Origin of the sequence: Bifidobacterium bifidum ATCC 29521 = JCM 1255 = DSM 20456 (assembly GCF_001025135.1) — a bacterium.
Lineage (GTDB): Bacteria > Actinomycetota > Actinomycetes > Actinomycetales > Bifidobacteriaceae > Bifidobacterium > Bifidobacterium bifidum.
Map to the genome: position 1 here is coordinate 1,914,026 of NZ_AP012323.1, position 20,123 is coordinate 1,934,148.

Below are 20,123 nucleotides of genomic sequence, written 5' to 3' on the forward strand. Positions count from 1 at the left end.
AAATAGGCAAAGTCCCGGAATTCCAGGGCTCAGCCGATTTTGATGTTCATTTCGGCCGACAGCAGGCTCGCACCTTTCTTATTGAGAACCGTTCGCTGCTACAAATCCGCCCGGAGACCGCTCATGTGACTATCCCCACATTTCACACCGACACCAAAAATCCACCATCGCCCAAAATCGGCATCATCCCAACGAAACACTACATATAGTGACCACACACTGCGCGCGACACGACTTGTAGGGGTTCTTGACTGCAAATTACAACGCTGTAGTCTGAGCGAGTCAACACGTTCACCCCAGCGCATCAAGGGAGCAACATGACCGTCACCGTGTTCACCAAACCGTATTGCCCGCAGTGCGACGCCACCAAGCGCCAGCTCACCAAGCAGGGCGTGATTTTCGAGACCGTGAACCTGGAGCAGAATCCGGAGACCCTGGCACAGCTGCAGCATGCCGGCTTCCAGCAGGCTCCCGTCGTGATCACCCCCGATGCATCCTGGACCGGCTACCGCCCGGACCTGATTCGCGAGCTGGCCAAGAAACTGGCCAAGAAGACCGCGCCGGTGGCCGCATGAACGGCAGCGCCCCCGCCACCCCCGGCACGCCCCAGCCTCATCCGCGCAGCACCCCGATCGACCTGACCGCCGCGCACGCCATCCCCGCCGCCGACAGCACCACGCCCAGCACCCCCGAGCAGCCGGCCGGCAACACGGTCGAGCACATCGGCGCAGTCGTGTACTTCTCCTCCGCCTCCGAGAACACGGCCCGGTTCATCGAATCCTGCCAGCTGAGCGGCATCGGCATCGCCGTGTACCGCATCCCCCTCAAGCCGGGCTCGGCGCCGCTCAACGTGCGCGAGCCGTACGTGCTGATGGTGCCGACCTACGGCGGCGGCGACGCGAAAAAGGCCGTGCCGCCGCAAGTGAAGCGCTTCCTCAACAATCCCGCGAACCGCGCGTGGATCCGCGGCGTGGTCGCGTCCGGCAACACCAATTTCGGCACCGCATACTGCGCGGCAGGTGACATCATCGCCGCGAAATGCCGTGTGCCGTTCCTCTACCGTTTCGAGCTTATGGGCACGCGAGAAGACACGCGCAAGGTGCGCGATGGACTCGCGCGTTTCTTCCGGGACCACCGCGGCTGAACGCGCCACAATCACCGTTATTCCAGTTACTCCAAGGGAAAACTATACTCATGACTGACTTCACCGACACCGAGCTGCCGCTCGACAACACCACCGACACCACTGTCGAGCAGTACGATCCGGCGCACGACTACCATGCGCTCAACGCGATGCTGAACCTGTACGACGCCGATGGGCGCATCCAGTTCGGTAAGGACAAGGCCGCCGAACGCGAATACGTCACCGGCCACGTGGCCACGAACACGAAGCGCTTCGAATCCACCGGCGAGCGCCTGCGCTACCTGATCGACCACCAGTATTACGCCCCGGCGGTGTTCAAACGCTACTCCCCCGAGTTCCTGGACGGCTTCTACGCGCACGCCGAATCCTCCGGATTCGAGTTCGGCACGTTCCTGGGCGCGTTCAAGTTCTACACGTCATACGCGCTGAAGACGTTCGACGGCAAACTGTATCTGGAGGACTTCCCACAGCGTTGCGCGGCGGTCGCGCTCGAATTGGCGGCCGGCAACGAGCAGCGGGCCGTCGAATACCTCGACGAGATGCTCTCCGGCGCGTTCCAGCCGGCCACGCCGACGTTCCTGAACCTCGGCAAGGCGCAGCGCGGCGAGGCGGTCAGCTGCTTCCTCGTGCGCATCGAAGACAGCATGGAGTCGATCTCGCGCGGCATCAACGCGGCCCTGCAGCTGTCGAAGCGCGGCGGCGGCGTGGCGCTGCTGCTCAGCAATCTTCGCGAGCTCGGCGCCCCGATCAAGCACATCGAGAACCAGTCGAGCGGCGTGATCCCGGTCATGAAGCTGCTGGAGGACTCGTTCTCGTACGCGAACCAGCTTGGCGCGAGGCAGGGTGCCGGCGCGGTGTACCTCAATGCGCATCATCCGGACATCCTGCGCTTCCTCGACACGAAGCGCGAGAACGCCGACGAGAAGATTCGCATCAAATCACTGGCGTTGGGCGTCGTAATCCCGGACGTCACGTTCGAGCTGGCCAAGAAGAAGGCCAAGATGGCGCTGTTCAGCCCGTATGACGCGGAGCGCGTGTACGGCAAGCCGTTCGCCGACATTTCCGTCACCGAGCATTACGACGAGATGGTGGCCGACGACCGCATCAGGAAAACCTATATCGACGCGCGCGAGTTCTTCACGACGCTGGCCGAAATCCAGTTCGAATCCGGCTACCCGTACATCGTGTTCGAGGACACGGTGAACCGCGCGAACCCGATCGCCGGGCGCATCACGATGTCGAACCTGTGCTCCGAAATCCTGCAGGTGCAGGAGGCGAGCTCCTACAACGAGGACCTGACCTACTCGCACGTCGGGCGCGACGTGTCCTGCAACCTCGGCTCGCTGAACATCGCCAAGGCGATGGACGCGGGCCTGGCCGGCACCGTCGAGACGGCGATTCGCGCCCTGACGTCGGTGTCCGAACACACGCGCATCGACGCGGTGCCCTCGATCCGCCGCGCGAACGATGAAGGGCACGCGATCGGCCTGGGACAGATGAACCTGCACGGTTTCCTCGCCCGCGAGGGCATCCAGTATGGTTCCGAGGAAGCGCTCGACTTCACCGACATGTATTTCATGACGGTCGCCTACCACGCCTACCGCGCCTCGCACACGCTGGCCGTCGAGCACGGCACGGCGTTTCGCGGCTTCGCCGATTCGGCGTACGCCAAGCCGGCCGGCGAGGGCAATTATTTCGACAAGTACACCGACGGCCGCCGCTCCCTCGCCCCGCGCACCGAACTCGTGCGCGCCCTGTTCGAGCGTTTCGGCGTCGCGATCCCGACCGAGGCCGACTGGGCCGAGCTGCGCGACGACATCCTGCGCGACGGCATCTACAACCAGAACCTGCAGGCCGTGCCGCCCACCGGCTCGATCTCGTACATCAACCATTCCACCTCGTCGATCCACCCGATCGCCTCCAAGATCGAGATCCGCAAGGAAGGCAAGCTCGGGCGCGTCTACTACCCGGCCGCCTACATGACCAACGAGAACCTCGAATACTACAAGGACGCCTACGAAATCGGCTGGAAGGCCATCGTCGACACCTATGCCGAAGCCACGCAGCATGTGGACCAGGGACTCTCGCTCACGCTGTTCTTCCCCGACACCGCCACCACCCGCGACCTCAACAAGGCCCAGATCTACGCCTGGCGCAAGGGCATCAAGACCCTCTACTACATCCGCATCCGCCAGCAGGCGCTGGAAGGGACCGAGGTGCAAGGCTGCGTCTCCTGCACGCTCTGAGGAATCGGTGGATGATGTATGCGTATACCGCCTTTCTTCGGCGCTCGACGTACCTTCGTACGCCTTCGGCCTCAGACGGCGGTCTCCACACACGTCATCCACCAATTCCGCTCCACAGCCCTGCGCACGCCCGCAACTCAAGGAACCCACATGTCGCCAATGATCTACCGGCTCATACTCCGTCTGACCGCGCCGGAGGAGTTTGAAGACAAACCCGCCGACGACGAGATCGACGTCATCCGAAAGAACGTAACAGACCACCCCCAACAACGAAAGGCAGACAACCATGGCACCAAGCTCCGTACCGCGCAAACCGCTCAAGCTCATCGACCGCGTCTCCGCGATCAACTGGAACCGTCTGGAGGACGAGAAGGATCTCGAAGTATGGGACCGCCTGACCGGCAACTTCTGGCTGCCCGAGAAGGTTCCCGTCTCCAACGACATCCCCAGCTGGCAGAAGATGAGTGACGACGAGCACACGCTCACCATGCACGTGTTCACCGGACTCACGCTACTCGACACGATTCAGGGCACGGTCGGCGCGGTCTCGCTGATTCCCGACGCGCTCACCCCGCACGAGGAGGCCGTGTACACGAACATCGCGTTCATGGAGTCCGTGCACGCCAAAAGCTATTCGAGCATCTTCTCGACGCTGTGCTCCACCAAGGAGATCGACGCGGCGTTCGACTGGAGCGAGCGCAACGAGTTCCTGCAGAAGAAGGCCGAAATCGTGCTCGACTACTACGAGGGCGACAGTCCGCTGAAGCGCAAGGTCGCCTCCACGCTGCTCGAATCGTTCCTCTTCTACTCCGGCTTCTACCTGCCGATGTATTTCTCGGCGCACGCGAAGCTGACGAACACGGCCGACGTGATCCGTCTAATCATCCGCGACGAGGCCGTGCACGGGTATTACATAGGCTACAAGTATCAGCGCGGGCTTGAGCGGGTGAGCGACGCGAAGCGCGAGGAGATGCGCGAGTACACGTACAACCTGCTCAACGAGCTGTACGACAACGAGGTGGAATACACCGAGTCGCTGTACGAGCGTGTGGGACTGACCGACGACGTGGAGAAGTTCCTGCGCTACAACGGCAACAAGGCCCTGATGAACCTCGGGTATCCGGCGCTGTTCCCGGCCGAGGCGTGCGACGTGAACCCGGCGATTCTGGCGGCGCTGTCGCCGAACGCCGACGAGAACCACGACTTCTTCTCCGGCTCCGGCTCGTCCTACGTGATGGGCAAGGCCGAGGAGACCGACGACGAGGACTGGGACTTCTGACGGATGTGTGCCCTCGCACGGTGGCTGAAATTGCGTCACCGTGTGAGGCGCACAGCGTGACGGTACCCTGAAAACCGTTGCAAATACTGGGCTCTAGCAACACCGTCACTGTGAGAGGGCACACACAGTGACGGTGGCCTCACACAGTGACGCTTTGAGCGGTACCCCTGCGCCCCTCAGCGCGACGGTTCTTTGCATGAGGGGCTATCAACCGTTGGAATCGCACCGGTTACGCGCGTAGGCGTTCGCCAGCGGAGTGGCGGCGCTGACGGCCACGTTCACGACCGTGCTGAACCGCGGCGACCACGCGATCTTCTCCGACACGGCCGGCACGCTGCTGTCGGTGGACAATACGTTCATCTCGCCGTTCAACGCATGGCTCATCAACCGCGGCTTAGTCACGCTGCCGCTGCGCATGAGGCAGCACAACGCCTCGGCCCAGGCCATCGCCGAACACCTGCAATCACTGCCGCAGGTGCGGTTCGTGGCGTATCCGGGGCTCGAATCGCACCCGCATCACGCATTCGCCGCCAGCCAGCTCGCCCGCCCGGACGCCGGTTTCGGCGGGGTACTCACGTTCGGACTGAACACCGACCATGACGGACACAACCGTTTCGTCAGCAAACTCAACGTCATCACGTCGGCGGTGTCGCTCGGCCATGACGAAAGCCTCATCGTGTTACTGGGCGAAGACGACGAACGGCAGTACCTGTATCCGCCCGGGTTCCATCAGGGTTTCTTCCGTCTCGCCGTCGGTCTGGAGGATATGGACGACCTGATTCGCGACATCGACCACGCGCTTAGCTGAGGTCACGCTCTCAAAACTCGCAGATAGAGGGGCTTTTCAGTCGAGAAGCCCCTCTATCTGCGAGTTTTGAGAGCGTGACTTCAGCGGCCTCCGAAAGATCCGCCGCCAATGCCGCCGGAGGAGCCCCCGAAACCGCCACCGCCCGAGAACGAACCGCCCGAGATACCGCCGAAACCGCCACCACCGGACGTCGCCGCGTGGATGACGGAGCCGATCTCGGAGAAACCGGCATTCAGCCGCGCGCCGAAGTCACCAAAGTTCGCGCTGAACGACGCCGGGTCGAAACCACCGCCGACGCCGCCGGCACCCGCCCCGGCGGTCGGACCTCCCATATAGCCATACCCGTACGGGCGGTAGCTCCAGTACAGCAGCGAGCCGGCGCCATGCGCGTCCAGCCATTGCGGATCGGTCACCTGCGGGTACGCCTTGGCGAACTCCGCCATCACGCGGTCCGAAATGCCGAACGCCGCGGCATACACCAGATACCGGTCCCACAGCACCATGTCGGCCACCCCGCGGTCACTGAAATTGCTGAAATCCTGCAGATACCGGTACAGTCCCTGCACCTGTCCCGCATACCGTTGGCCGGAAGACGTCAGCACGCTGGACGCAGCATATGAGCACACGACGATCGACAGCATCATGATCGGTGCGGAAATGATCAGCGCCAGTGCAATATTGCCGCCGAACACCGCGATGATGCCGGAGACCAGCGCCAGTGCGGCGCCGAGGCCGCCCATCCAGCTGGCCAGCGTGCCGCCGTTGCGCGTCGCTCCAAGCATCGCGAACTCGGACGAGCACGCTTCGGTGAACAGGTTCAGCGCCTTGTACCCGTTCTTCCAGTCCTCGCAATGCCGCTTCATGCCGTCCAGATCGAACACGGGAGATCCGACGCGCTTGGAGACCTTCTGCATCAGGCTCAGCGCGGCACGCTCGCTCTGGCTCAGGTTGAGCTCCCGCTCCGCGTCCTTGTCGAATCCCGCCGGCAACAGCACTATGGTCATCGTCTTGCCCAGCGACTTCGCCTTGCCCTCGTCGGCGCCAATCATGCCGGCCAGCCGCACGTTGTCGGCATTGCTCATATCGATGCCCCGGTACAGGCTCGACGGACCCGGATAGATGGCGATCGCCTTCTTCGAGGCGAGCGACAGCATCGTCGCCGTCATCTGCAGCGAGTCGACACTGCCCTTGGACAGTCCCATGACATCCGCCATCTTCGCGGCCGAGGCAGGGCTCATGTCCGGCGGCTCACGCCAGTATTCGATGTCGCCGTGGTATTGGGATTCGCGATAGCTGCGCACCGCCGCGACCATGCCGATGACGAACAGCGCCAATCCGGCGAGGACTACTGCGATCCACAAGGCCACGCGCACGCGGGCCGGGCCGGCCTGCTGTTGCCGCCACGCGATTTCCTGCTGGTCTTCGGATTGCTTCAGCTTCGGCAGGTACGTGCGGCCGGTCTGCTGGCGCACCCACGCGGCATCGCCCTGCCGCCATCCGGACGGAGGCTTGACGGCGGAGGCGTCGTAGGCCGCCACCACGTCGAGATACTGCCCGGCGCGAACATCGGACGCACTGAAACGCAGCGAGCCGTCGTCCATCCGGGAGGTTTCGGAGACGCCGGCGTAGTGCAGCCATGCCCAGCTGCTGGAGGCGTCGATGCCGTCGGGGAAGCGCACAATTCCGGTGACCTTGCCGATGGGGATCAGGTTGCTGTCACCGAACGGCTCCCACTGCCACGATGCCACGTCCTTGTAGAGCGTGGTGCCGCCGTGGAGCGTCATCGTCACGTCGAACTTGAGACTGCTGGCTTTTTTGGTCGCGGGGATGTTCCAGCCGATCTCCACGTCTTTCGACCGCCGCGAGGTCGTGTTGTCGCTGATCTCGTACCCGTCCTTGGCGGGATCGAACGGCTGGGGGTTCTCGGCCCCGTCGGTCACGTCCGCGATGTACCAGTGCCCGGCGTATTCGCGGTCCCATGACGTATCGGAATGGTCGGCCGGCGATGCCAGCGCGCCCTGCTCATAGTTTTCGCCGGCGGTGACGTTGCGCACGCTGATGTCGGTGATGTTGGTCAGGCCGTCCTCTCGCAGCGTGTACTTCTGGTACAGCTGCCGCCATGGTGTGTCGCCGTCGCGCGTGCGGAGCTTCATGTCGATGTGCTGGGTAACCTTCAGGCTGCCGTCGGCTTGAACCGCGACGTCATAGTCCAGCGTGCGGTAGCTCAGGTCGGGCGAGCTTCCGCTCAGCATCAGGCCGGCGCCGATGACGATGGCGAAGACGACGAGTGTGCCGGCCAACGCCGTTGCCAGCGAGCGGAGCAGACGTTTCAGGTTCATGGCGATCTCCAATGATCAGCAGCGGCGATGGTTCCGGCGGTCGGTGACGTCGGGCGTCAGAAACGCACCTGCGGCACCTGGCGGGACCCCTCGTCGGCCTGGAAGTACTGTGCCTGCTCGAAGTGGAACATGCCGGCGATGATGTTGCTCGGCACCGTCTCGATCTTGGTGTTGTACTTGAGCACCACATCGTTGTAGAACTGCCGCGCGTAGGCGATCTTCGTCTCCAGGTCCTTGAGCTGCGCCTGCAGATCCATGAAGTTCTGGTTCGCCTGCAGCTGCGGGTACGCCTCCATGGTCGCCTGCAGGTTGAACAGCGCGCGGGACAGCGCGTTTTCGGCGGTGGCACGCTCGACGGTGGTCGCGTTCGGGTTCGCCGCGGCCGCAGCGGCTCCGGCGCGCGCCTGGGTCACCTGGGTCAGCACGGAGGATTCATGCCCGGCGTACCCCTTGACCGTTTCGACCAGGTTCGGTATCAGGTCGGCGCGCTGCTTGAGCTGCACGTCGATCTGTGCCCAGCCGTTCTTCACGCGATTGCGCAGCGCGACCAGCGCGTTGTAGGCACCGACCGCCCACAGCACCAGCGCGATGATGACGACGATGACTATCGCCAGAATGATCCACCCCATGTGCACTCCTTCGTATCGTTGTTGCCGCCATTGAAGCATGACTATGTGAAATGATACGTCACCGTGTCGCCGTCCATGTCCTTCACTCCGCACGGTATCATCAAAGGACGTGGCCGCCCTCGCCGGCGTCGCGCAGAGCACCGTGTCGTATGTCATGAGCGGCAACCGGCCGATCTCGCAGAAGACGCGGGACAAAGTCGAGAAGGCGATGCGGGAGCTCGGCTACGTGCCCGACGCGCACGCCCGGGCCATGATCAGCAACCGCTCGCACATCATCGGTCTGCTCACCGAAACCACGGGGACCACGCAAGGCGCGGAGCTGTTCCCATCCTGCGGGCCATCCGCGCCACCGCGAAGGAACACGGCTACGACCTCATCCTGATGTCATCGACCTGCACGACCGAAGACCTCGCCGACATGCGTCGGCTGGGCAAAGGCAACCTCGTCGACGCATTCATCATGCTGGACATCCGGCATCATGACGGGCGTCTGAAATCCGCAATGAAACTCGGCCTGCCCATCGTGCCGTACGGCGACCCCGGCGAGCCGTACCACTACCATTGCGTGGACTCCGACACGAAGGCGATCGTGGGCATGGCGTTCTGGGAGATGCACGCCATCGGCGCGAAGAAAGCGGTGATCGTCGAGGACCCGCGCGGCGACCACGAGTTTCCGTTCATCAACATCTTCGACCGGGAGAGCGTCATATGCGCCGAACGGCATGGGATACAGCTGGAGCGGTTCGAGGCGAAGGACACGCGCTGGCAATCGTTCGAGCCGCTGACAGGGAAGTTCCCGGAGTGGAAGGGCAACGGCGTATGCATTTACACCCGCTCGCCGCGGACGCTGGCGTGGATAGAGCAGATGATGCTGCTCACCGGCGTCACCCCAGGCAAGGACATCGGGCTGATCGGCGAGGGCGGTCGAAGTCGCCATCGAGCAGATCGAAGGCAAGGAATTCGAGCCCGGCGTAGAACGCACGCCGCCGAGATTCACCCGCCGCGAGACCACGATTCTCGGATTCGCGGGCTGAGGCCGCACAAGGGGCATGCGGCCTTTGCCGCAGGCCACATCCGGAAACGGTGCCATCTCACTTACCGTGGCGAATGCCCCGCCAGGCCGGATCATCCCCAAATTACGGGTTGAAATTGTCGATATCTATGATTCCCCGTGCGAAATCGCCGTTTTAGGGCCCGAAAGCGGCGATTTGACACGGGGAATTGCGAATAACGACAATTTCAACCCGTAATTTGACGTGCAGGATGGGCGCGCGGCACAGAAAACACAAAAAAGGGAGCCCCGTGATGGGGCTCCCCGTAAGTGAGGCGCAGGCTACCCGCGTTGGCTCAGAGGACGCCGGCTCTCGGACGTCGAGCCGTTAGTGCGAGCGGCCATGCCGCAAGAGATCAGTTCTCGAACGGATCGAAGTCGCGACGCACGCGGCGGCGCGGACGCTCGGAGCGCTCCACGCGGTCGGCGCGGTACTCGTCGTAGTTCTCGTCGGTCGCGTAACGCGGGTTGCGATCGTAACCGCCACGACGGCCACCACGGCGATCATCGGAACGGCCGCCACGGCGGTCGTCGCGATCGTAATCGCGGTCGTCACGGTCGGAACGGCGACGCGGACGGTCATCGCGGTCATAGCCGCGGTCGTCACGGTCGTCGTAGTCGCGGTCGGAACGACGACGGCGCGGGCGATCGTCGAAATCGTCATCGCGGTCGTCACGGCGGGAGGAGCGACGCGGACGGTCGTCGTAGTCGCGGTCGTCACGGCGGTCATCGCGGTCGGAACGGCGACGCGGGCCTCCGCGGCGGTCACCACGGTCGCCACGGTCGTCACGACGACCACGGCCGGCGTTGTTCTCCTGGTCCTCGAAACCGGGGATGGCGAGCGAGATCTTGCCGCGGTCATCCACGCCCTGCACGACGACCTCGACGGTGTCGCCTTCCTTGAGCACATCCTCGACGGCGTCGATGCGCTCGCCGTTGGCGAGGTTGCGGATCTGCGAGATGTGCAGCAGGCCGTCGGTGCCCGGGGTGAGGTTGACGAACGCGCCGAACGACGTGGTCTTGACGACCTTGCCGTTGTAGGTCTCGCCGGCTTCCGGCACGTGCGGGTTGGCGATCTGGTCGATGATGGCCTTGGCCTTCTCGGCCGCTTCGCCGCCTTCGGAGGAGATGAACACGGTACCGTCATCCTCGATGGCGATCTCGGTGCCGGTGTCCTCCTGGATCTGGTTGATCATCTTGCCCTTCGGCCCGATAATCTCGCCGATCTTGTCGACCGGAACGGTGGTGGTGATGATGCGCGGGGCGTACTCGCTCATCTCGGCCGGGCCGTCGATGCACTCGTTGATGAGGTCGAGGATCGTGGTGCGGGCCTCGTGAGCCTGCTGCAGGGCACCAGCCAGGATATCGGCCGGAATGCCGTCAAGCTTAGTGTCGAGCTGCAGGGCGGTGATGAACTCGGAGGTGCCGGCGACCTTGAAGTCCATGTCGCCGAACGCGTCCTCGGCGCCCAGGATGTCGGTGAGCGTCTTGAAGACGTGCTGGCCATCGACGTCACCGGAGACCAGACCCATCGCGATACCCGCGACCGGGGCCTTCAGCGGCACGCCGGCGGCGAGCAGCGACAGCGTGGAGGCGCACACGGAGCCCATCGAGGTGGAACCGTTGGAACCGATGGCCTCGGAGACCTGACGGATGGCGTACGGGAACTCCTCGCGGCTTGGCAGCACCGGCACGATGGCCTTCTCGGCGAGGGCGCCGTGGCCGATCTCGCGGCGCTTCGGGGAGCCGACGCGGCCGGTCTCACCGGTGGAGTACGGCGGCATCTCGTAGTTGTGCATGTAGCGCTTGGACTGCGGGCCGGAGAGCGCGTCGATCTGCTGCTCCATCTTGAGCATGTTCAGCGTGGTGACGCCCAGGATCTGGGTCTCGCCGCGCTGGAACAGGGCGGAGCCGTGCACGCGCGGCACGATGTCCACCTCGGCGGACAGGGTGCGGATGTCGCGCAGGCCACGGCCGTCGATGCGGTAGTCCTCGGTGAGGATGCGGCGGCGCACGATCTGGCGCTGCAGCTCCTTGAACGCGTTGCCGAGTTCCTTCTCCTTCTCGGCATCGTCCATGTCGGTGAACTCGTTCGCGAGCACCTCACGCACGTGCTCCTTGATCTCGTGGATGCGGTCCTGGCGCGGCAGCTTCTCCGCGATGGACAGTGCCTCGTTGAGGTCCTCGTGGGCGATCTCGTCGATGCGGGCGTACAGCTCGTCGGTGTACTCGGGGAACAGCTGGAAGTCCTTGGTCTCCTTGGCTGCCTTCTCCTTGAGCTCGTTCTGGGCTTCACAGATCACCTTGATGAACGGCTTGGCGGCTTCGAGACCCTGCGCGACGACTTCCTCGTCCGGCTTGATCTGGCCTTCGTCGTAGATGAGGTGCCAGGCGTTCTTGCCGGCACCGGCTTCGATCATGGCGATGGCGACGTCACCGTTCTCGATGACACGGCCGGCGACCACGATCTCGAACACGGCGCGCTCACGCTCGCTCCAGCGCGGGAAGGCGACCCACTGGCCGTCGATCAGCGCCAGACGCACGCCGGAGACCGGGCCTTCGAACGGCAGGCCGGAGATCATCGTCGAAGCGGAGGCCGCGTTCAGGGCGATGACGTCGTAGGCGTCGTCGGGATCGATGGACAGCACGGTCTCCACGACCTGCACTTCGTTGCGCAGCGTGTGCGGGAACAGCGGGCGCAGCGGACGGTCGATGATACGGCACGCCAGGATCGCCTCGGAGCTCGGGCGGCCTTCACGGCGGAAGAACGAGCCCGGGATCTTGCCCGCGGCGTACATCTTCTCCTCCACGTCGACGGTCAGCGGGAAGAAGTCGTAGTTCTCCTTCGGGCTGGAACCGGCGGTGGTGGTGGACAGAATCATCGAATCATCGTCAAGATAGGCTGCCACCGCGCCATCCGCCTGCTGTGCGAGACGACCCGTCTCGAAGCGCAGGGTTCGTTTTCCGAACGAACCATTGTCAATAACGGCCTCCACGGCCTTGATTTCGGGACCCTCCATAGGGTTCCTCCTTTTTTTGTTCTATTGTCTGCTGATATCTGTAATCCACATCGAGACGCCGAAATCCCGATTTGTTCAAGCTTGTCGGCTTTTCTCATTGACGCGGCCCGTCCCGGACCGCACCCGTTCATTCCAGATTCTTCTTCATCATCGGCCCTCAACCGCCGGGCCACAGTATGTCATCCGCGAATTCGCAACATCCTCATCCACATGCCGATATGCAAAACGCCCGAGCAAGGAATGCCCGGGCGAAAGTTCTCTTATCGACGGAGACCGAGACGCTCAATCAGGGAACGGTAACGGTTGATGTCGACGCGCTTGAGGTAATCAAGCATACGACGACGGTCACCGACCATGAGCAGCAGACCACGACGGGAGTGGTGATCGTGCTTGTGCTCCTTCAGGTGCTCGGTCAGGTCGGCGATACGCTTGCTCAGCAGCGCGACCTGGACCTCGGGGGAACCCGTGTCGCCTTCGTGCGTCGCGTACTTGGTGATGATTTCCTGCTTTTCTTCAGCCGTAAGTGCCACGGCATCCTCCTTATAGTTGCTGCGCGGTGCACCCGGCTTTATGCCGGTGCGCTCTCTATCCGCGGGCGAAACACGCCAATGGGATAGTATAGGCAAGGGGTCGGACTACTTCCGGCCTTTCGCGGCAGGGTCTCACACCGCCGTCAGCAATCCGCCGAACAGCACAATGAGCAGCGCCGCGGTCTCGATGGCGAAGAACAGGATGAACGAAGCCCAGCTGCGCGTCAGCACGTTCAGCGGAGAGTCCTTCTTGATGAGGATCAGCAGGCCGACCCACACGACCGCATACACCGCCACGCCGACCCCGGCCGCGATGATTCCCAGATTCGCCGCATTCGGCAGCCGCGCGGAGTCGCCGTACACCACGTACGTGGAGTACCAGAAATTCAGTTTGAGCAGGCTCAGGCCGGCGATGAACTGTTCGGCGGCCAGCCCGACCACGAACACGATGCGCCACAGCCAGTTGCGCGACTCCACCACGGCGAGACCGAGTCCGGTGAACGTTGTCAGCGTCACGGTCCACGACACGAAGGCCACGCCGCGCGGGGGGAACAGGTTCAGATGGGTGATCAGCCATTGCGTGTGGCCGACCGCCAGGGAGCGTCCGAGCCAGTACGGCGCGATGATGGCGGCCAGCACCGCCACGATGAACACCGCCCATGGCACCGGGTGCGACTGCCGCCGCTCGATATCGGCCAGAGACAGGTCGGTCACCGGGATGGATGGGTCCGGATGCTTGGAAACGTCAACGGTTTCGACGTGGTCACCGACCAGTTCCGTCGCCTCGTTGTTATTGGTTTCGTCCGCCATGTTCGCCTCGCTCGCCATATGTTCTTTACTGACTTCCATGCACGACAATACGGGCTGAAATAGACGGAATCCGGGATTCACCGTACAATATCGCCGTTTCGGCACCGCGAAACGTACCATTTCGTACGGGGAATCTTGGATTCCGGCCATTTCAGCCCGAAATTGCCAGCGTCGTCCGGGCCGATGCCCCGGCTCTCACGAGCGAGGGCGACCGCCCGGACTCATGCCGAATCAGCCGATCCGCTTGCGCAGGCCGGCCATCGTCACGCCCGCCGCGGCCAACATCGTCATTGCGGCGATGAGACCGAAGACGTCGGCGCCCGTGTTGGACAGCTTGCCGTCGGCGCCGGGCTTGTTGACACCCGGCTTCTCACCGGGCTTGTTCTCGCCGGGCTTGTTCTCGCCGGGCTTGTTCTCGCCGGGCTTCTCGCCAGGCCGCTCCGGCTCGGTGCCGTCGCTCTTGACCAGGCCCTTGATGGCCTTGTCGAGTGCAGCGCGCAGCGCGGTGTAGGTGGCGGGATCGCCCTCGCCGTTCGGGTCGGCCTTCAGCTGCTTGCTCAGGGCCTCATACGCGACGGTGAACTTGGCATAGCTGTCCTTGGTGTACTCGGAAGCCTTGCCCGCGTAAGGCTCGGCGTCGTTCAGCGCGAGCTGCGCGTAGTCGCGTGCGGACTGGTCGTAGCGCAGCGTGGACTTCGCGGCGGTGTAGGCCGCTTCCAGCGCCTCGCCGTCGGCCTTCGCCAGATCGTCGGCGTTGGCCAGCGCGGCGGCGAAGTCGTCGTACGCGGACTGGTACTTGTTGTAGCTCGCCTCGGTGTAGGTGGCATTGTCGTTGGAGACGTGCTCGGCCTTCAGCTGGTCGGCGGTCTTCGCCGTGTACCGTTCGACACCCTTCATCGCCGATTCGAGCGCGGCGACGGCGGCGTCGACCTTGGCCTGCGTGGCGTCCTGGTCGGCAGCGACGGCCTTGGCGGCGGCAATCGCGCCGGCGAGAGCCTCGCGGCTCGACTTGGTCCAGTCGGCGGAGTCGACCTTCTCGGCTTCGGCGACCTTGGCGTTCAGCGCGTCCTTGGTCACCGTACCGGGTTCGTCGATCTTGGTGGCGGACAGGTCGTACACCTTCCACCACTTGGAGGTCTGGGCCAAGTTGGTGATGCGCACGGCCTTGACGGTCGCGGCGGAGTCCAGCGTGAAGATCTGCTTCTGGTTGCCGTTCACGTCGCCGATCTTGGTCCAGTTGCCATCTGCATCCTGGTATTCGATCTTGCCGTTGACGATCGTGTCACCGCCCTTTTCCGCCTGGATGAAGCGGAACTCCTTGGCCTTGCGGGCCTCGGCGTAGGTGACGGTGAGGGCGGCGTTGGCCTTGACACAGTCGCAGCCGGCGGACTGCATCCAGAAGAACGTGCTGTCGTCACCGTCGATGACGGCCTTCGGATCGACGTTCTCATGCCATGCCGCGGCACCCACGCCGTTCGTGCTGACCGTGGCGTCGGAGGGCATCGGGGTGACGCTGCCGCTGGTCTTGGCCTTGACGAAGGAATCGAGCGCCTGCACGGTCGGGCGCATGATGACCAGGCCGCCACGGGCGGGCTTGTTGCGCTGGTAGTAATCGGCGATCGTATGCGTGTCGGACTTGGCGAAAGCGGCCTTCGCGGTTGCGTAGGTCGCCTTCGCGGCCTCGGTGTCACCCGCGAGCGCCTGCTTGGCGGCGGTGATGTAGTCGATGGCGGAGGCGGTCAGGTCGTCCCAGTAGCTGATCCACGGTTCGATCTGGTCAAACATGTTCTTGTCGCCGGGGTTCGCGCGGTAGTTCTTCGCGGCGCGCTGCAGCGTGGTGTAGACGGTGAGCGCCTGGCTGAAGTCGGCCGCGGTGGCGGTGCCGCCGTCCAGCTTGCCCTTGAGTTCGGTCAGGACGCCCTTGACGTCGAGCTTGCCGGTGTAGTCGACGGACTCATTGTTGATCCACCACTTGTTAACGGCGTCATACTCGGCATCCTTGTGCGCGCCGTCGATGCCGCCGTCGTTGAGGATGCGCATGTTCATGGCGAGGTCACGCAGGCCACGGGAGCCCTTGGACGCGATCGGCGAGTTGTGGTCGATGTAGCTGAAGGAGTCCTCCCAGGACTGTTGTCCGTCCTTTTCGCTCTGCCACAGGTTCCAGCTGTAGTCGGCGGCCATGAAGATGCCCTGCTTGCTCGGCTCGGACTGCTGCATCGGGTTGAGCATGATGCCGTCGTAGGTGCCGTATGTGGCACCGGGCTTGAGGAAGTTGTTCTGGCCTCCCATGACCAGGTACTGGTAGGCGGTGTTGCGGTTCATGTCGGAGCACGGCCAGTTGATCCACATGAACGGGGCGCGACCGGTGTTCTTGGTGAACGTGTCGGCGAAGTCCTTGCTGGCCACGCCGAAGGTGCGGCCGCCGGTCATGACGATCTGCACGTTGGATGGGATGTCCTTGTACCAGGCGTCACCGGCTCCGGTGTAGCTGTACAGGGCCGGGCAGTAGAGGATCGTGTCCTTGAGGCCCTCGTACTTCGCGGTGCCGTCGTCGTTCTTCTCCTGCTGCAGCTCGTGGATCCAGTCGGTCAGGTCCTTCAGCACGCGCACGTAGGTGTTGTCGTTGCCGTACTGCGCACCCCAGTCGGTGGAGTCGTCGGCGAGCAGTGCGATCTGGCGTACGCCGGCGTCAATGGTCTGCATGTACTTGGCCTTGAGTTCCTTGAGGTCCTTCTGGTAGTGCTCCTCGGTGTCGAAGCGGAAGTGCTTGCCCCTAGCCTCGCCGTCGTTATGGAACGGCGCGAGCGCGTAAACGAAACGCACCTTCGACTTGTTGCCGGCCTCGGCCTGCGGCTTGATCTCGTTCTCGATCTGGTCTTTGGTGTACAGGCCGCGCCAGTTGTTGCGGTGCAGCGGATCGTCCTTGGGGGCGTACACGTAGGTGTTCATCTTGTAGTAGCCGCCCCAGGTCATCAGGTTCACGCGGTCCTTGGTGCTCCACGGGCTGCCGTAATAGCCCTCGATGAAGCCGCGGGACTTGACGTCGGCCCAGTCGCTGAAGGTCAGGTTGCTGACGGCGCGGCCCGGCAGCTGCTGGAAGATCTGGTACAGGGTAGTCAGGCCGTAGAACGCGGAATCGGTGTCGCGGCCGAGCACGAGGATCGTGTCGGGCGTCTTCGCGTTGCCCTGACGGACGGCAAGCACATAGGAGTCGTTCTTGGAGAACGTGCTGTCGTCCACCTTCAGGGTGCCGTCGGCGATCAGCTGCTTGGCGTACTTGTCGACCACGCCGTTGGATCCGTTGATGCCGACCAGCACGTTGAGCTGGTACGCGGTTTCGGGCACGGCGTCGGCCGCGGTGGTCTCGATGCCCTTGAGCTTCAGGGCCTCGTTCAGACGGGCCTTGGTGGCGGAATCGATTCCCGGTTCCACGACGGTGTTCGCCTTGTCGCGCAGAATCAGACTGCCGTCGCCATACTCGGTGTTCTGCGGCTGGGGGTAGATCTTGTACTGGCCCGACTGTTGGGTCGTGCCGGAGTCGGCCGCCGTGTCGCTGTCGCTGGCCGCCATGGCCGGAACCGCGAACGCCGCGGTCATGGCGATCGACGCGATGGCCGTCACGATTTTGCCTAGAATCTCATGCGTGGAATTACCATTCGCTCGCATTTGTTTCCTTATCTGTTCTTGTGATACTGTGCACCGCCCGCGCATATGCCTCATCACATGACCAAGCCCACATCCCGGTGGGCCTGTCCTCGTCGCTACGGTATATCTGGCGTGCGGCGAAACGATTGCGTTCCCGCGGGTTTTCGCCAGATGCCGCGATCCATATTTCAGCTTCTCGTGGCAGTCGTCATCGACGACGCGTTCTCTCAACCGTTCCGATTAGTCATGCTAGTTTTACTATCGAATCACGTCAAACGCGATTGGACGGCCGGACTTGCCGGTGAAGTGGCAGTGGAGCGGATGACGGGAATCGAACCCGCGTAATCAGTTTGGAAGACTGAGGCTCTACCATTGAGCTACATCCGCGAAAATGTCGCTTTTGGCGACTTGAGCTATTATACACATCGCCGACGCTTTGGCAACTCCCGTGTCCATGCGGAACAGGACCGTCAAAACAGGACCGCCGGAACAGGCGTCACACCATGAGACCGATATCGCCGGTGCTCAGCCTCTCCGTCTCCCCTGATGCCGTGCGCACGCTGATCGAAGCGTCATCGTTGAGCGATACCACCTTGCCGGCGATCGTCCGGCCGTCGATGAGCTGCGCGTCGATCTGCCGCCCCATCATCCAGCAGACGTGGTGCATCTCGGAGCGCAACCGGGAACTCTGGATGAGCGGCATCTGCACGAACGCCTCCAGACGGGTGCGCAGTGAAGCGACCAGGCGCGCCGCGATCATGTCAATCAGTTCCGCGGTCGGCGGCAGCGGCGCGACGTGCATCCGCAGCGACGTGGATTCCGGCGTCGGCAAACGATCCGCGGGCACCGACAGGTTGACGCCCACGCTGAAGATCACGGCGACGTCACCGTGCCGGTCGGGCGGCGAGGCGACCTGGGTGAACGTGCTGCCAAGCTTGAGTCCATGGCAGTAAATGTCGTTCGGCCATTTGAGATGGAACCCGCATTCGGGGTCGAACGGGACCGCGCCGCACTCGTCCAGGGTTCCTTCGATGGCGTCCAGAGTGGCCAGGCCGGCAATCATCGACATCCAGCCGTTGACCGCGTCATCGGTCGCCACCGATTCGGGGATGGTCACGATGAACGATATGGCGAACGAGTGCCCGGGAACGCATGCCCACGGCCGGCCGAGCCGTCCTCGGGCGTCGTCCATGGCACCGGCGGCGACCACGGTGATGGCGATGCCGCCGTCATCGTTGCGCGCGAACCTCCCCCGCTCGATGAGTCGGCGTGCCTTCGCATGGGTGGAATCGATGCGTTCATAGGCGGCCACCTCGTCCGCCGCTTTTGCAGTCCGGTCAAGTCGCGGCGCTGCGACTTTGTGTAAGGCAATCATGATGATACTGTACGCCGGAAGATATGGCAGCGTCAAAACGGATGTATCGTCACACAAGCGTCGGCCGCATACGATACGACCCGCTGGTGCGTCTCCCGGGAGTCTTGCCCGAGCCTCGCACCAGCGGGCCGTAAACAGCCGACGAGCCCGATGCCGGATTCTGCCCCGACATGGATGGCGTACACTCGCCAGCCGATGCCTGCGGACGCCCCAACGGATATCCGCCTGCATACATACCTATGACGCACGCTTATTTTGAGCGTCGTCTTCAAAGAGCCTGAGAACTGTCCGTATAGCGGCGTCATGACTGCCGAAAACCGCCGTCACACGGTCAACATGGCGACGGCCGAGGCGATACCGCCATCATGGCTCAGCGAGACATGCCACCGAAAAACCAAGGAAACCGATGCGCTCGACGCCGCAGCCGGCGCGGAACCCGTGCTCACCGGAGTCACGATCGGCATCCGCATGACCGCAGGCCCCATCCTGACCAACCCGGGCGCGCCCGACATTTCATCGGAGTTTCTGGAGGCTGCGGGGGGCAGCAACGCACACAGCTTCCGCTCGACGTCCGGCCGCAACGCAACGCACGGTCGGCCGCGCGAATCATCCACGATTTCAATGCCGTTCCACGGGAAATTCTCGATGGTATACGGGTTCGGCATGTCGCCGAGCGCGTCGCACCAGGCTTTCAGCACCGCTTCCTTGCCGGCCCACTTCGCCGCCAAGTGGGTGGACTCGTCATCGTTCTTGCGTCTGGCCCGCTCGCCGGCCTGCCTCACCTCGCGCACAGAGAACAGCCCTCGCATGCGCGAACCCGGTTCCGCAAGCTGTTCGGCGAACGCCGAGACATCGACGACATCGTGCCCGAGACCGAGAACCGACATACCGCGCCACCTTTCCGAGAGACCTGTTCCAGTGTATGACGGGTCCGGGCCGCTTTGCGTCCTTAAGTGCGCGCCGAAACGACAAGTGTGCGCACTTAAGGACGCAAATGGGCTGGTTTGCGTCGCTATGTGCGCGGACACGTCGTTTCGGCGCGCACTTACGAACGCAAAATGGGCCCACACGCGGAAACGTGCGGGCCCATCATTCAGCAGTCAGACGTGACTCGGCAGATCAGGCCTCGAAGAAGCCGGACTGACCGAGGCGGGCGTCAGGCTGAGCCATCAAAACGGGGAGTCCAGTGAACTCCCCGTAGGCGAAGCGAGCGGGCGCGCTACCTGCGCCCGCGAGGGAATCCTGACG

Annotated in this window: 15 protein-coding genes and 1 tRNA gene; 7 read left to right on the top strand and 9 right to left on the bottom strand. The window is 63.4% G+C overall.

The annotated features are described in order from the left end of the window. Positions 1-317 precede the first annotated feature (317 nt). The 5 genes from BBBF_RS08085 to BBBF_RS08105 all read left to right on the top strand — a co-directional run bounded on the left by BBBF_RS08085 (position 318) and on the right by BBBF_RS08105 (position 5,477). Positions 318-575 carry a glutaredoxin family protein gene (locus tag BBBF_RS08085; RefSeq protein WP_021648317.1) on the top strand — a complete coding sequence of 86 codons (258 nt, stop codon included), beginning with the start codon at positions 318-320 and terminating at the stop codon, positions 573-575. Between the two features lie 146 nt (positions 576-721). After that, positions 722-1,144, top strand: a complete 423-nt coding sequence (gene nrdI, locus BBBF_RS08090) for a class Ib ribonucleoside-diphosphate reductase assembly flavoprotein NrdI (protein WP_179664924.1) — start codon at positions 722-724, stop codon at positions 1,142-1,144. Between the two features lie 50 nt (positions 1,145-1,194). Further along, positions 1,195-3,390 carry a class 1b ribonucleoside-diphosphate reductase subunit alpha gene (gene nrdE / locus BBBF_RS08095; RefSeq protein ID WP_021648315.1) on the top strand — a complete coding sequence of 732 codons (2,196 nt, stop codon included), beginning with the start codon at positions 1,195-1,197 and terminating at the stop codon, positions 3,388-3,390. A gap of 286 nt (positions 3,391-3,676) precedes the next feature. Continuing rightward, on the top strand, positions 3,677-4,669 hold the full coding sequence (gene nrdF, locus BBBF_RS08100) for a class 1b ribonucleoside-diphosphate reductase subunit beta (RefSeq protein WP_021648314.1): 993 nt from the start codon (positions 3,677-3,679) through the stop codon (positions 4,667-4,669). 256 nt (positions 4,670-4,925) lie between these two features. Then, entirely contained in the window at positions 4,926-5,477 is a 552-nt protein-coding gene (locus tag BBBF_RS08105) for a PLP-dependent transferase (protein ID WP_021648313.1), read from the top strand. A gap of 80 nt (positions 5,478-5,557) precedes the next feature. On the opposite strand, the gene BBBF_RS08110 is transcribed toward BBBF_RS08105, so the two are convergent. After that, positions 5,558-7,816, bottom strand: a complete 2,259-nt coding sequence (locus BBBF_RS08110) for a DUF2207 domain-containing protein (protein WP_021648312.1) — start codon at positions 7,814-7,816, stop codon at positions 5,558-5,560. Between the two features lie 56 nt (positions 7,817-7,872). Continuing rightward, entirely contained in the window at positions 7,873-8,445 is a 573-nt protein-coding gene (locus tag BBBF_RS08115; protein WP_021648311.1) for a LemA family protein, read from the bottom strand. A 109-nt stretch (positions 8,446-8,554) separates the two neighbouring features. On the opposite strand from BBBF_RS08115, the gene BBBF_RS08120 reads away from it, so the two are divergent. Both BBBF_RS08120 and BBBF_RS08125 read left to right on the top strand, forming a co-directional pair. Next, positions 8,555-8,827, top strand: a complete 273-nt coding sequence (locus tag BBBF_RS08120) for a LacI family DNA-binding transcriptional regulator (RefSeq protein ID WP_021648310.1) — start codon at positions 8,555-8,557, stop codon at positions 8,825-8,827. Next, on the top strand, positions 8,827-9,591 hold the full coding sequence (locus BBBF_RS08125) for a type 1 periplasmic-binding domain-containing protein (RefSeq protein ID WP_021648309.1): 765 nt from the start codon (positions 8,827-8,829) through the stop codon (positions 9,589-9,591). The genes BBBF_RS08120 and BBBF_RS08125 overlap by 1 nt, the downstream gene beginning before the upstream one ends. A 260-nt stretch (positions 9,592-9,851) precedes the next feature. On the opposite strand, the gene BBBF_RS08130 is transcribed toward BBBF_RS08125, so the two are convergent. From BBBF_RS08130 to BBBF_RS08160, 7 genes are all read right to left on the bottom strand, one after another. Next, a complete protein-coding gene (locus tag BBBF_RS08130; protein ID WP_033510237.1) occupies positions 9,852-12,515 on the bottom strand; it encodes a polyribonucleotide nucleotidyltransferase in 2,664 nt (887 codons plus the stop codon). 260 nt (positions 12,516-12,775) lie between these two features. After that, positions 12,776-13,045, bottom strand: a complete 270-nt coding sequence (gene rpsO / locus BBBF_RS08135; RefSeq protein ID WP_003814361.1) for a 30S ribosomal protein S15 — start codon at positions 13,043-13,045, stop codon at positions 12,776-12,778. A gap of 132 nt (positions 13,046-13,177) precedes the next feature. Further along, positions 13,178-13,873: a hypothetical protein gene (locus BBBF_RS08140; RefSeq protein ID WP_021648307.1), complete on the bottom strand. Its 696-nt coding sequence runs from the start codon at positions 13,871-13,873 to the stop codon at positions 13,178-13,180. Between the two features lie 213 nt (positions 13,874-14,086). Beyond that, positions 14,087-17,521, bottom strand: a complete 3,435-nt coding sequence (locus tag BBBF_RS08145) for a beta-N-acetylglucosaminidase domain-containing protein (protein ID WP_035139342.1) — start codon at positions 17,519-17,521, stop codon at positions 14,087-14,089. A 292-nt stretch (positions 17,522-17,813) separates the two neighbouring features. After that, positions 17,814-17,887: transfer RNA gene (locus BBBF_RS08150), tRNA-Gly, on the bottom strand. Between the two features lie 109 nt (positions 17,888-17,996). After that, entirely contained in the window at positions 17,997-18,875 is an 879-nt protein-coding gene (locus tag BBBF_RS08155) for a biotin--[acetyl-CoA-carboxylase] ligase (protein ID WP_013363915.1), read from the bottom strand. A gap of 323 nt (positions 18,876-19,198) precedes the next feature. Beyond that, positions 19,199-19,762, bottom strand: coding sequence for a holo-ACP synthase (locus BBBF_RS08160; protein WP_021648305.1), 564 nt, complete (start codon positions 19,760-19,762; stop codon positions 19,199-19,201). Positions 19,763-20,123 lie beyond the last annotated feature (361 nt).